General features: G+C 60.0%; 12 protein-coding genes. 10 read left to right on the forward strand and 2 right to left on the reverse strand.

What is annotated here, in order from left to right; all coding sequences use genetic code 11:
• Positions 1-23: 23 nt before the first annotated feature.
• The 6 genes from odhB (at position 24) to IB266_RS14760 (ending at position 7808) form a co-directional block, all read left to right on the forward strand.
• Entirely contained in the window at positions 24-1244 is a 1221-nt protein-coding gene (gene odhB / locus IB266_RS14735) for a 2-oxoglutarate dehydrogenase complex dihydrolipoyllysine-residue succinyltransferase (RefSeq protein ID WP_060741159.1), read from the forward strand.
• A gap of 111 nt (positions 1245-1355) precedes the next feature.
• Entirely contained in the window at positions 1356-2792 is a 1437-nt protein-coding gene (gene lpdA / locus IB266_RS14740; protein ID WP_060741160.1) for a dihydrolipoyl dehydrogenase, read from the forward strand.
• Between the two features lie 196 nt (positions 2793-2988).
• Positions 2989-4155, forward strand: a complete 1167-nt coding sequence (sucC, locus tag IB266_RS14745) for an ADP-forming succinate--CoA ligase subunit beta (RefSeq protein ID WP_003179235.1) — start codon at positions 2989-2991, stop codon at positions 4153-4155.
• Positions 4155-5039 (forward strand): succinate--CoA ligase subunit alpha, encoded by an 885-nt coding sequence (sucD, locus tag IB266_RS14750; protein WP_014339581.1) that lies wholly within the window; start codon positions 4155-4157, stop codon positions 5037-5039. The genes sucC and sucD overlap by 1 nt, the downstream gene beginning before the upstream one ends.
• A 443-nt stretch (positions 5040-5482) precedes the next feature.
• On the forward strand, positions 5483-6796 hold the full coding sequence (gene brnQ / locus IB266_RS14755; RefSeq protein ID WP_060741161.1) for a branched-chain amino acid transport system II carrier protein: 1314 nt from the start codon (positions 5483-5485) through the stop codon (positions 6794-6796).
• 274 nt (positions 6797-7070) lie between these two features.
• Complete coding sequence (locus tag IB266_RS14760; protein WP_060741162.1) at positions 7071-7808, forward strand: DUF599 domain-containing protein; 738 nt, start codon at positions 7071-7073, stop codon at positions 7806-7808.
• 70 nt (positions 7809-7878) lie between these two features.
• Here IB266_RS14760 and IB266_RS14765 read toward each other — a convergent pair whose 3' ends face one another.
• A complete protein-coding gene (locus IB266_RS14765; RefSeq protein ID WP_060741163.1) occupies positions 7879-8130 on the reverse strand; it encodes a hypothetical protein in 252 nt (83 codons plus the stop codon).
• Positions 8131-8288: 158 nt separating this feature from the next.
• Here IB266_RS14765 and IB266_RS14770 point away from each other — a divergent pair, with 158 nt between their 5' ends.
• From IB266_RS14770 to IB266_RS14785, 4 genes are all read left to right on the forward strand, one after another.
• On the forward strand, positions 8289-8765 hold the full coding sequence (locus IB266_RS14770; protein WP_192261619.1) for a PaaI family thioesterase: 477 nt from the start codon (positions 8289-8291) through the stop codon (positions 8763-8765).
• On the forward strand, positions 8762-9223 hold the full coding sequence (locus IB266_RS14775) for a PaaI family thioesterase (protein ID WP_192261620.1): 462 nt from the start codon (positions 8762-8764) through the stop codon (positions 9221-9223). The genes IB266_RS14770 and IB266_RS14775 overlap by 4 nt, the downstream gene beginning before the upstream one ends.
• A gap of 87 nt (positions 9224-9310) precedes the next feature.
• Entirely contained in the window at positions 9311-11215 is a 1905-nt protein-coding gene (gene htpG, locus IB266_RS14780; protein WP_060743152.1) for a molecular chaperone HtpG, read from the forward strand.
• A 70-nt stretch (positions 11216-11285) separates the two neighbouring features.
• Positions 11286-12014, forward strand: a complete 729-nt coding sequence (locus tag IB266_RS14785) for a dienelactone hydrolase family protein (RefSeq protein ID WP_192261621.1) — start codon at positions 11286-11288, stop codon at positions 12012-12014.
• A 131-nt stretch (positions 12015-12145) separates the two neighbouring features.
• Here the strand turns inward: IB266_RS14785 and IB266_RS14790 are convergent, their stop codons facing one another.
• A complete protein-coding gene (locus IB266_RS14790; RefSeq protein WP_192261622.1) occupies positions 12146-13006 on the reverse strand; it encodes a pirin family protein in 861 nt (286 codons plus the stop codon).
• Positions 13007-13081 lie beyond the last annotated feature (75 nt).

Consider the following 13081-nt stretch of genomic DNA (forward strand, 5'->3'; position numbering starts at 1 on the left):
CGAATTTTAAGGACCCACAGATAATGGCTATCGAAATCAAAGCCCCGTCATTCCCGGAATCGGTTGCCGATGGCACCGTTGCCACCTGGCACAAGAAACCGGGCGAAGCAGTCAAGCGTGACGACCTGATCGTCGACATCGAGACCGACAAAGTCGTTCTGGAAGTGTTGGCCGAAGCTGACGGCGTGCTCGGCGCAATCGTTGCCGAAGAGGGCGCGACCGTCCTGTCCAACCAGGTACTGGGCTCGATCGAAGAGGGCGGCGCCGCTGCCGCCGCTCCGGCCGCTGCTGCTCCTGCCGCAGCCCAGGCCGCAGCGCCTGCTGCCGATGGCGAAGACGATCCAGTCGCCGCCCCGGCCGCGCGCAAGATCGCCGAAGAGAACGGCATCAACATCGCTTCCGTTGCCGGCACCGGCAAGGGCGGTCGTGTGACCAAGGAAGACGTGGTGGCAGCCGTTGCCGCCAAGAAAGCCGCGCCAGCCGCCGCACCGGCCAAGCCAGCCGCACCTGCCGCCGCCGCTCCGGTGTTCGCTGCCGGTGATCGCGTTGAAAAACGCGTTCCGATGACCCGCCTGCGTGCCAAGGTTGCCGAGCGTCTGGTCGAAGCACAGTCGAACATGGCGATGCTGACCACCTTCAACGAAGTCGACATGACCGAAGTCATGGCCCTGCGTTCGAAGTACAAGGATCTGTTCGAGAAGTCCCACAATGGCGTACGCCTGGGCTTCATGTCGTTCTTCGTCAAGGCTGCCACCGAAGCGCTGAAACGCTTCCCGGCGGTCAACGCGTCGATCGACGGTTCCGACATCGTCTACCACGGTTATGCCGACATCGGCGTCGCGGTTTCCAGCGACCGTGGCCTGGTGGTTCCGGTCCTGCGCAACGCCGAACTGATGAGCCTGGCCGAAATCGAAGGCGGCATCGCCACCTTCGGCAAGAAGGCCCGTGACGGCAAGCTGTCCATCGAAGAGATGACCGGCGGTACGTTCACCATCACCAACGGTGGTACATTCGGTTCGATGATGTCGACCCCGATCGTCAACCCGCCACAGGCGGCTATCCTGGGCATGCACAACATCCTGCAGCGTCCGATGGCGATCAACGGTCAAGTCGTGATTCGTCCGATGATGTACCTGGCACTGTCCTACGATCACCGCCTGATCGACGGCAAAGAAGCCGTGACGTTCCTGGTCACCATCAAGAACCTGCTTGAAGATCCAGCTCGTCTGCTGCTGGATATCTGATTTTCGCCGCGAGGGCCGGTCTGTCGACCGGCCTCTTGCTGAAACAACCGGTTTCGTCCCTCGACGGTCATCACAAGTGATCGTCCGGTTTGATTCGAAAAGGAATGACTCATGACTCAGAAATTCGACGTGGTAGTGATTGGTGCGGGCCCTGGCGGCTACGTAGCGGCCATCAAGGCTGCGCAACTGGGCCTTACCACTGCCTGCATCGAGAAATACACCGATGGCGAGGGCAAGCAGGCCCTCGGCGGTACTTGCCTGAACGTCGGTTGCATTCCTTCCAAGGCGCTGCTGGACAGCTCCTGGAAATACAAGGAAGCGAAAGAAAGCTTCAACGTTCACGGTATCTCTACCGGTGAAGTGAAAATGGACGTCGCCGCGATGGTTGGCCGCAAGGCTGGCATCGTCAAGAACCTGACCAGCGGTGTTGCCACCCTGTTCAAGGCCAACGGTGTGACCTCGATCCAGGGCCACGGCAAGCTGCTGCTGGGCAAGAAAGTCGAAGTGACCAAGCCCGACGGCTCGGTTGAAGTGATCGAAGCCGAAAACGTCATCCTGGCGCCAGGCTCGCGTCCGATCGACATTCCGCCGGCTCCGGTCGACCAGAACGTGATCGTCGATTCCACCGGTGCCCTGGAATTCCAGTCCGTGCCTAAGCGCCTGGGCGTGATCGGCGCCGGCGTGATCGGTCTCGAGCTGGGTTCGGTCTGGTCGCGCCTGGGCGCGCAAGTGACCGTGCTCGAAGCCCTCGACACCTTCCTGATGGCCGCTGACGCTGCGGTTTCCAAGGAAGCGCTGAAAACCCTGACCAAACAGGGCCTGGACATCAAGCTGGGCGCTCGCGTGACCGGTTCGAAGGTCAACGGCGAAGAAGTCGTGGTCAACTACACCGACGCCAATGGCGAACAGACCATCACTTTCGACAAGCTGATCGTTGCGGTCGGCCGTCGTCCGGTGACCACCGATCTGCTGGCTGCCGATAGCGGCGTGGACCTCGACGAACGCGGTTTCATCAAAGTTGATGATTTCTGCGCCACCACCGTACCGGGCGTCTTCGCCATCGGTGACGTGGTCCGCGGCATGATGCTGGCGCACAAGGCGTCCGAGGAAGGCATCATGGTCGTCGAGCGCATCAAGGGCCACAAAGCCCAGATGAACTATGACCTGATCCCATCGGTTATCTACACCCACCCGGAAATCGCATGGGTTGGCAAGACCGAGCAGGCCTTGAAAGCCGAAGGCGTTGAAGTTAACGTCGGCACCTTCCCGTTCGCCGCCAGTGGCCGTGCCATGGCAGCCAACGATACCGGTGGTTTCGTGAAAGTCATCGCCGATGCCAAGACGGATCGCGTATTGGGCGTTCACGTGATTGGCCCAAGCGCTGCCGAGCTGGTACAGCAAGGCGCGATCGGTATGGAATTCGGCACCAGCGCTGAAGACCTGGGCATGATGGTCTTCTCCCATCCGACCCTGTCCGAAGCCTTGCACGAAGCGGCCCTGGCCGTAAATGGCGGCGCCATCCACGTGGCTAACCGCAAGAAGCGTTAATAGACAATAAGAAACCACGGCGGTATGGCCCGTCGTGAGCCTTGCGAGCAAGACTCACCGCGGAATATCCGCTGGACGCAGCCTTGCGTAGCGGCACCGGTTCACCGGAACGCTGCGCAAGCAGCAGTCACAGGTGGTGCGGCACCAGAACGGTGCAGCACCGAATGCGCAGTACCTAACGAAGACGGTAATAAGCATGAATCTTCACGAGTATCAGGGTAAGCAGCTGTTCGCTGAGTACGGCCTGCCAGTATCCACCGGCTACGCGGTAGACACCCCGGAAGCGGCAGCAGAAGCTTGCGACAAAATCGGCGGCAGCGAATGGGTTGTCAAAGCCCAGGTTCACGCCGGTGGTCGCGGTAAAGCGGGCGGCGTCAAGCTGGTTCGCAGCAAAGAAGACGCCAAAGCCTTCGCACAGCAGTGGCTGGGCAAGCGTCTGGTGACTTACCAGACTGACGCCAACGGTCAGCCAGTCACCAAGATCCTGGTTGAATCGTGCACTGATATCGCTAAAGAGCTGTACCTGGGCGCTGTCGTTGACCGTTCGAGCCGCCGCATCGTGTTCATGGCTTCCACCGAAGGTGGCGTGGACATCGAGAAAATCGCTCACGATACCCCTGAGAAAATCCTCAAGGCCACTATCGATCCACTGGTTGGCGCTCAGCCATTCCAGGGTCGCGAGCTGGCATTCCAGCTGGGTCTGGAAGGCAAGCAGGTCACTCAATTCGCCAAGATCTTCGTAGGTCTGGCCAAGCTGTTCCAGGACCACGACCTGGCACTGCTGGAAGTGAACCCGCTGGTGATCAAGGCCGACGGCGACCTGCACTGCCTCGATGCCAAGATCAACATCGACGCCAACGCCATGTACCGTCAGCCTAAGCTGAAGACTTTCCACGATCCGTCGCAAGACGATCCGCGCGAAGCGCACGCTGCCAAGTTCGAACTGAACTACGTAGCCCTGGAAGGCAACATCGGCTGCATGGTCAACGGTGCCGGCCTGGCCATGGGTACCATGGACATCGTCAACCTGCACGGCGGCAAGCCAGCCAACTTCCTCGACGTGGGCGGCGGTGCTACCAAGGAACGTGTTACCGAAGCGTTCAAGATCATCCTGTCCGACACCAACGTCGCCGCAGTACTGGTCAACATCTTCGGCGGCATCGTTCGCTGCGACATGATTGCCGAAGGCATCATCGGCGCTGTGAAAGAAGTCGGCGTGAAAATCCCGGTTGTTGTTCGCCTCGAAGGCAACAACGCTGAGCTGGGCGCTAAAGTACTGGCAGAAAGCGGTTTGAACATCATCGCTGCTACCAGCCTGACCGACGCTGCTCAACAAGTCGTTAAAGCTGCGGAGGGCAAATAATGAGCGTCCTGATCAATAAAGACACCAAGGTTATCTGCCAGGGCATTACCGGTTCGCAAGGTAGTTTCCACACCCAGCAAGCCCTGGAATACGGCACCAAGATGGTTGGCGGCGTAACACCAGGCAAAGGCGGCACCGAGCACCTGGGCCTGCCCGTGTTCAACACCGTGAAAGACGCTGTAGCTGCCACTGGCGCCACCGCCAGCGTGATCTACGTTCCGGCTCCTTTCTGCAAGGACTCCATCCTTGAAGCAGCGTTCGGCGGCATCAAGCTGATCGTCTGCATCACCGAAGGCATCCCGACCATCGACATGCTGGAAGCCAAGGTCAAGTGCGACGAGCTGGGTATCACCCTGATCGGCCCTAACTGCCCAGGCGTGATCACCCCAGGCGAATGCAAGATCGGCATCATGCCAGGTCACATTCACTTGCCAGGCAAGGTCGGTATCGTTTCCCGTTCCGGCACCCTGACCTACGAAGCTGTGAAGCAGACCACTGACGCCGGTTTCGGTCAGTCGACTTGCGTCGGCATCGGCGGTGACCCGATCCCGGGCTCGAACTTCATCGACATCCTGAAGCTGTTCCAGGAAGACCCGAAGACCGAAGCGATCGTCATGATCGGTGAGATCGGCGGTTCGGCTGAAGAAGAAGCCGCTGCCTACATCAAGGCCAACGTGACCAAGCCGGTTGTGTCCTACATCGCGGGTGTGACTGCTCCTCCGGGCAAGCGCATGGGCCATGCTGGCGCAATCATCTCTGGCGGCAAAGGCACTGCAGACGAGAAATTCGCTGCGCTGCAAGACGCAGGCGTGAAAACCGTGCGTTCGCTGGCAGACATCGGCAAGGCCCTGGCCGAGCTGACTGGCTGGGAAATGAAGAAGTAAGCTTCGGCTGACCTTTTCGTTCCAGCAACAAAGGCCACCTTCGGGTGGCCTTTGTCGTTTCTGGCACTGTGGAAACAAGGCTTTGTGGAAAAGGCTTTGTGGGAGCAAGGCTTGCCCGCGATGCAGGCGACTCAGTTCTATCGGTCAGATCATGTCGATGCCATCGCGGGCAAGCCTTGCTCCCACAGATAAATCCCCTTGCCACAGGGCCTCGCAGAAAAATAGATACGTAAACGCGACACTAGGCTGTCGTGCATCGGATAGTTTGCCCCTTTACAGTGCGTTTTATCGCCAAATTCGTTAGGCTAGCAGCCATTTTTGCGGCCGCTGCCCACAAGGAAGCACCGCGCTAAACGGGTCGGTCCCATACGGATCGGCAGCATTTCCCTCACCCATAAGGGAAATCCCTCTCTAAATTCCGATTCAGTAGTGTGGTTTCCTTAATGAAAGTGTTGAAAGGCCAGGACATCCTGGCGCTTGGTTTCATGACATTTGCCCTGTTCGTCGGGGCCGGCAACATCATCTTCCCGCCTATCGTCGGTTTGCAGTCCGGGCCTCATGTCTGGATGGCGGCGCTGGGCTTTTTGATCACGGCGGTCGGGCTGCCGGTCATCACGGTCGTGGCACTGGCCAAGGTGGGCGGGGCGATGGACGCCTTGAGCAGCCCCATCGGCAAGGTCGCCGGCGGGTTGCTGGCGGCGGTGTGCTACCTGGCCGTTGGCCCGTTGTTCGCCACGCCGCGTACCGCTACCGTTTCGTTCGAAGTCGGCCTGGCGCCATTGACGGGCGAAAGCCCGCTGGCACTGTTCCTGTATAGCGCCGCGTATTTCCTGCTGGTGTTCTTCATCTCGCTCTACCCGGGCCGGCTGCTGGATACCGTCGGACGTTTCCTCGCTCCCCTGAAGATCATCGCCCTGGCCGTGCTCGGCATCGCCGCGTTTGCCTTGCCGGCCGGCGATATCGGCGTGGCGACCCCCGAATACGTGGCGGCGCCGTTTTCCCAGGGCTTCATCAATGGCTACCTGACCATGGATACCCTGGGCGCATTGGTGTTCGGGATCGTCATCGTCAACGCAATCCGTTCCCGAGGCGTCGAGTCGCCGGCCTTGATCACCCGCTACGCGATCATCGCCGGGCTGATTGCCGGGGTGGGCCTGGCGCTGGTCTACGTCAGCCTGTTCCGTCTCGGTTCGGGCAGTCATGAAGTGGCCATGGGTGCGACCAACGGCGCGGCGGTGCTGCATGCCTATGTGCAACACACCTTCGGCAGCCTGGGCAGCGGTTTCCTGGCGGTGCTGATCTCCCTGGCGTGCCTGGTGACCGCGGTCGGCCTGACTTGCGCCTGTGCCGAGTACTTCAGCCGCGTTTTGCCGCTGTCCTACAAGACCCTGGTGGTGATCCTGGCGGCCTTTTCGCTGCTGGTGTCCAACCTGGGCCTGACCAAGCTGATCGCGTTCTCGATTCCGGTCCTCACCGCGATCTACCCGCCGTGCATCGCCCTGGTGGCCTTGAGCTTCTGCAAGGACTTCTGGCACGAGCAAGGGCGCATCGTTGGCCCGGTGATGTTGGTGTCGTTCCTGTTTGGCCTGATCGATGCGCTCAAGGGCGCCGGGCTGGCGGACTGGATGCCGACGCAACTGGCCCACTTGCCGCTGAGCGAACAAGGCCTGGCCTGGCTGGTGCCTTCGGTGATGACCTTGGTGGTCGCGGTGGTGTGTGATCGCCTGCTGGGCAAGCGCAGCGAAGCCTTGGCTTAAACAGCTTCAGGCAGATTCATCGGCCACAACCGAAATGCCCCGTATCAATCGATACGGGGCATTTTTTTTGAGTGCCGTGTCTTTTTTCGTGGGCTAACGTCGAAGCAGTGTCTCGAAAGGCTTGCACACAACCTTGTGGGAGCGAGCTTGCTCGCGATAGCGCCAGATCAGCCAGCATCGATGTGTCTGATGGATCGCAATCGCGAGCAAGCCCGCTCCCACAGGGTTCCACCGCGACTATTGCTCCAGATTTTGTTTCGTCACAGGAAATCGAATGTCATTCATCCAAGCCAACTTGATCCATCTGCTTGCCGCCGCCTGGTTCATCATCTGCTGGGCGGGCTACACCCGTTACGCGACCTGGAAGGCCCGCGATACGGCCTGCCTGGCCAGTGTCATGCACCTGTACCGCGAAGACTGGATGCGCCGCATGCTGCTGCGCGAGAACCGCATCGCCGATGCCAGCGTGATCGGCAACCTGGAGCGCAACGCCTCATTCTTCGCCTCCAGTACGCTGATCATCCTGGCTGGCATCCTGACGGTGCTCGGGGCATCGGATCGGGCGGTGTCGTTGCTGGCGGACATCCCCATGGTGCAACAGGCTTCCCAGGGCATGGCGGAGGTCAAGTTGCTGTGCCTGGCACTGGTGTTCGTGTATGCGTTCTTCACCTTCAGTTGGTGCATGCGCCAGTACAACTTCGCGGCGGTGCTGATTGGCTCGGCGCCGATGATCGGTGAGCGGCATGTGTCGGAGCAGGAGCGCAAGGCCTTTGCGCTAAGGGCGGCGCGAGTCATTTCCATGGCGGCCAACCAATTCAACTTCGGCCTGCGTTCCTATTATTTCGGCATGACCATGTTGGCGTGGTTCGTCAGCCCCTGGTTATTCATGCTGATGAGTGCCGGCGTGGTGTTCGTGCTGTATCAGCGCGAGTTTCACTCCGATGTGCTGGACGTGATGGTCTATACCCCCACGGAAGCACCGGTGCCCGAGGTTGGCAAGGAAGCGGCCTGACAGGCGCCTCCAAATCACAGGCAAAAGAAAACCCGCACCAGGCGGGTTTTCTTTTACAGCTAAAACCGTATCAGTTGGTTTTAGGCGCGGTGGCAGGGGCTTGTTCCTGCTGAGCAGCGCTGTTCGATTCAGACTGAGCTTTGGCGGCTTCGGCGTTTTCTTTAGCCGCGTCGTTCACTTTATCCTGTGCTTTGTTCATGTCTTGCTGAGCTTGCTCAGCGTGTTGTGCGGCATCTTGAGCTTTGTCCTCGGATTTTTTATCGCAGGCAGCGAGACCGAGGGAGGCGGCCAACATCAAGGCAATAGCAAAAGTCTTACGCATGGGGTGTTTCTCCTTATGGAAATAACTACTGGCCTTTTGAGCGACCCCCCTCGGGTTAAGTTCCTCTTTTGCTACAGATATATAACTTTGCACGGTCGCGGAACTTTAGCGAACTCGCCTGTTGCCAGGCCTCTAAATAAACAAGGGCATTGATGGACATGGCTGAAGATCCCATTTTTGAGCGTGCCACCCGCTTTTTATCCGCTCTGCGGCATTGCCAGGTGTTGGGCTTGAAGTTGCACAGCGCCAGTCGTGATGGGCTGACGCTCATCCTGCCGTTCAGCCCGCAAATCGTCGGCAACCCCCTGACGGGCATCATCCATGGTGGCGCGTTGACCTCATTGATGGACAGCGCGTGCGGCATGTCGACTTTGTGTGTGCTGCCGCAATTCGAAGTCTGTCCCACCCTCGACCTGCGCATCGACTACATGCACGCCGCCGAGCCCCACAAGGACGTCTACGGTTTCGCTCAATGCTATCGGGTGACCCCGGACGTGATCTTCACCCGCGGTTTCGCCTATCAGGACGACCCCGAGCAACCCATCGCCCATGTGGTGGGCACGTTCATGCGCTTGGGCCAGCATGCCAGGGGCATGGGGAAGGCCAGTCCGTTGACTGTCGTGGGCCAGCCATGACCGATACCACCGAGGAACAACTGCGCCGGGCCTGTGAGCAGGGCGACTACGCGCTGCTGCTCGCCTCGATTCCCTATGCCCAACTCATCGGCGTCGAATGCACGCGCCAGGGCGACGATTTGGTGTTTCGCCTGCCGGCCAACAAGGACAACATTGGTAACCCTTTACTGCCGGCCATCCACGGCGGGGTCATCGCCGGCTTCATGGAATTGGTGGCCGCCGTTCATCTGTTGATCGCCACCGGCACGCCGGGGGTGCCAAAGATCATCGACTTTTCCCTGGATTACCTGCGCACCGGGCAGTTTCGCGACACCTATGCCAAATGCCAGGTCTGGCGCCAGGGCCGGCGGGTCGCCAATGTCGCGATCACCGCCTGGCAAGATGTCGAGGCCGAGCCCATCGCCACCGCCCGGGCGCATTTCAAGATCCAGGAGCCTTCAAAACCGGAACGCCCTTGAAATCATCAGCGTTGCCCCCACCTTGAGGACATCCCGCCGCCAATCTCAGCGAGGCGGACACCACCATCCACTTGGAGTTTGATGACCATGAGCGTGGAAACTCAAAAGGAAACCCTGGGCTTCCAGACCGAGGTGAAGCAACTGCTGCACCTGATGATTCACTCGCTGTATTCGAATAAGGAAATTTTCCTTCGCGAGCTGATTTCGAACGCCTCTGACGCTGTCGATAAATTACGTTTCGAAGCCCTTTCCAAGCCTGAACTGCTGGAAGGCGGCGCCGAGCTGAAAATCCGTGTGAGCTTCGACAAGGACGCGAAAACCGTCACCCTCGAAGACAACGGCATCGGCATGAGCCGCGAAGAAGTGATCACTCACCTGGGCACCATCGCCAAGTCTGGCACTGCCGACTTCATGAAGAACCTGTCCGGCGACCAGAAGAAAGATTCCCACCTGATCGGTCAGTTCGGCGTCGGCTTCTATTCCGCGTTCATCGTGGCCGACCAGGTCGAAGTGTTCAGCCGCCGTGCCGGCCTCGCTGCGAGCGAAGGCGTGCACTGGTCGTCCAAGGGCGAGGGCGAATTCGAAGTCGCCACCGTCGACAAGGCTGATCGCGGCACCCGCATCGTGCTGCACCTCAAGTCCGGTGAAGACGAATTCGCCGATGGCTGGCGCCTGCGCAACATCATCAAGAAGTACTCCGACCATATCGCGCTGCCCATCGAGCTGCCGAAGGAAGTCACCGCTGCCGAAGGCGAAGAAAAGCCTGAAGTGGAATGGGAAACCGTCAACCGCGCCAGTGCCCTGTGGACCCGTCCGCGCACCGAAGTGAAAGACGAGGAATACCAGGAGTTCTACAAGCATATCGCCCACGACTACGAGAACCCGCTGAGCTGGAGCCATAACAAGGTCGAAGGCAAGCTGGAATACAACTCGCTGCTGTACGTGCCGGCCCGTGCGCCGTTCGACCTGTACCAGCGCGAAGCACCACGTGGCCTGAAGCTGTACGTGCAACGTGTGTTCGTGATGGACCAGGCCGAGTCGTTCCTGCCGCTGTACCTGCGTTTCATCAAGGGCGTGGTGGATTCCAACGATTTGTCGCTGAACGTTTCGCGGGAAATCCTGCAGAAAGATCCGATCATCGACTCCATGAAGTCGGCACTGACCAAGCGCGTGCTGGACATGCTGGAAAAACTGGCGAAGAACGAGCCCGAGCAGTACAAGAGCTTCTGGAAAAACTTCGGCCAGGTCATGAAAGAAGGCCCGGCCGAGGACTTCGCCAACAAAGAGAAAATCGCCGGCCTGCTGCGCTTTGCGTCGACCCAGGGTGACGATGGCGAACAGATCGTTGGCCTAGCCGATTACCTGGCCCGCGCCAAGGAAGGCCAGGACAAGATCTACTACCTGACCGGTGAAACGTATGCACAGGTCAAGAACAGCCCGCACCTGGAAGTCTTCCGCAAGAAAGGCATCGAAGTGCTGCTGCTGACCGACCGTATCGACGAGTGGCTGATGAGCTATCTCAACGAGTTCGACGGCAAGAGCTTCGTCGACGTGGCCCGTGGCGACCTGGACCTCGGCAACCTGGATTCGGAAGAAGACAAGAAAGCCGCCGAAGAAGTCGCCAAGAGCAAGGAAGGCCTGGTCGAGCGGATCAAGACGGCCCTGGGCGATGCTGTCAGCGAAGTGCGTGTTTCGCACCGCCTGACCGATTCTCCGGCGATCCTGGCCATCGGTGAGCAGGACCTGGGCCTGCAGATGCGCCAGATCCTCGAAGCCAGCGGCCAGAAAGTCCCGGACTCCAAGCCGATCTTCGAATTCAACCCGGCCCACCCGCTGGTGGAAAAACTCGACAACGAGCAGAGCGAAGAGCGTTTCGGCGATCTGTCGCACATCCTGTTCGACCAGGCGGCCCTGGCGGCCGGCGACAGCCTGAAGGATCCGGCGGCGTATGTGCGTCGCCTGAACAAGCTGTTGGTTGAACTGTCAGCTTAATCAAGTGCAGGAAAAACCCGCTTCGGCGGGTTTTTTCATTTCTGGTGTTCCGATTGAAGAGGAGTCCGTCATGAGTCAGGTTACGGTTCGTTCGCTGGTCTATCAGATCGATGGTCAAAGTTATGAAGGTCGCCTGGCCTTCGACGTCAACCAGCAGGGCCCGCGCCCGGGTTTGCTGATGGCGCCGAACTGGATGGGTGTAGGGGCAGGTGCCGAGGAGATCGCCAAGTCGGTGGCGGCCAACGGTTATGTGGTGTTGATCGCCGACTTGTACGGGCAGACGGTGCGCCCGAGCAATGCCGATGAAGCGGGGGCGGCGATGATGCCCCTCAAGAACGACCGGGCCTTGTTGCGCAAGCGCATGCAGGCGGCGTTCGAACAACTGCAGAGCCAGGGGGATGCACAGGTCGATACGGCGAGACTGGCCACGTTCGGCTTCTGCTTCGGGGGTTGCTGCGCCCTGGAGCTGGCTCGCAGTGGCGCCCCGTTGAAGGCGGCGATCTCCTTCCACGGCACCCTGGATACACCGAACCCGGTCGATGCGCAGAACATCAAGGGCGCGGTGTTGGTGCTGCATGGCGCCTCCGACCCGCTGGTGCCGAAAGAGCAGCTACCGGCCTTCGAAGATGAAATGAACGCGGCTGGGGTGGATTGGCAATTGCTGAGCTATGGCGGTGCGGTGCACTCCTTCACCGACCCGCAGGCCAATATGCCGGGCAAGATGATGTACAACGCCAAGGTCGCCGGACGCGCGTTCCGGTCGATGCATAACTTGCTGGATGAAGTGTTCAAGGGCTGAAGTCGGGTTGACGCAGAACCCTGTGGGAGCCGAGCTTGCTCGCGATAGCGGTGTATCAATCAGCATTAATGCCGACTGACACACCGCTATCGCGAGCAAGCTCGGCTCCCACAGGTTCAATGGCATCCAATCTAGGGCAATTCGATCCGCTCGCTTTCCCCAGGCACGGTCGGCCAGTCTCCGGCTGCCCAGCGCCGGCGGGCTTCGTCGATCCGGGCCGGGTCGCTGGCGACGAAATTCCAGTTCATCCGTCGCGGTCCATCCAGTGGTGCGCCGCCGAACAGCACGGCATGGCAATCGCTGTCGGCAAACAGCGTCATCTCCTCCCCTGTTGGCAATATCACCAGGGAATGGGCTTCTACCGGCTCGCCATCCAGTAACGCCTCGCCGCTCAACACATACAGGGCCCGCTCTTCATGCTCGGTGGGAATCAGCAACGTCGTCGCGGTCTGCAGGTGCAATTCGGCATACAGCGTGGGCGAGAGCACCGGCACCGGCGATTCCAGGCAAAAACCTGATCCGGCGATCATGCGGATGCTGACCCCCAGGTTCTCACTGACCGGCAGGCTCTGTGCCGGATGATGGCTGTAGTGCCCCGGACCTTGTTCGTAGGCTTTGGGCGAGGCCAGCCAGACTTGCAACCCGTGCATGACGAAAGGGCTGCCCAGCAGAGACTCGGGGGTGCGTTCGACGTGGGCGATGGCGCTGCCGGCGGTCATCCAGCTGACATCCCCGGCGTCCACCACCTGGTCGGAACCCAGGCTGTCCTTGTGCTGGAGTTTGCCTTCGAACAGGTAGGTGAGGGTGGACAGGCCGATGTGCGGGTGCTGGCGGATGTTCATGCCTTTGCCGGCCGGGTAGGTGGTTTGCAGCATGTGATCGAAAAACACGAAAGGTCCGACGCTGCGGCATTTGGCGGACGGCAGCGGGCGAAGAATCGGCTGGCCTTCGACGTCTTCGGCGCGGGGGCGAACGGTCAGGGGAGTGGTCATGTTGTCTTCCAGGTTGAACAACGGTTGCGCGAAGCATAACCTGCCGCCGGCAGACGCGGCAGATGCGCCTTGAAC

The organism is Pseudomonas sp. Pdm06, assembly GCF_014851795.1.
In the GTDB taxonomy this organism is placed as follows: domain Bacteria; phylum Pseudomonadota; class Gammaproteobacteria; order Pseudomonadales; family Pseudomonadaceae; genus Aquipseudomonas; species Aquipseudomonas fluorescens_AA.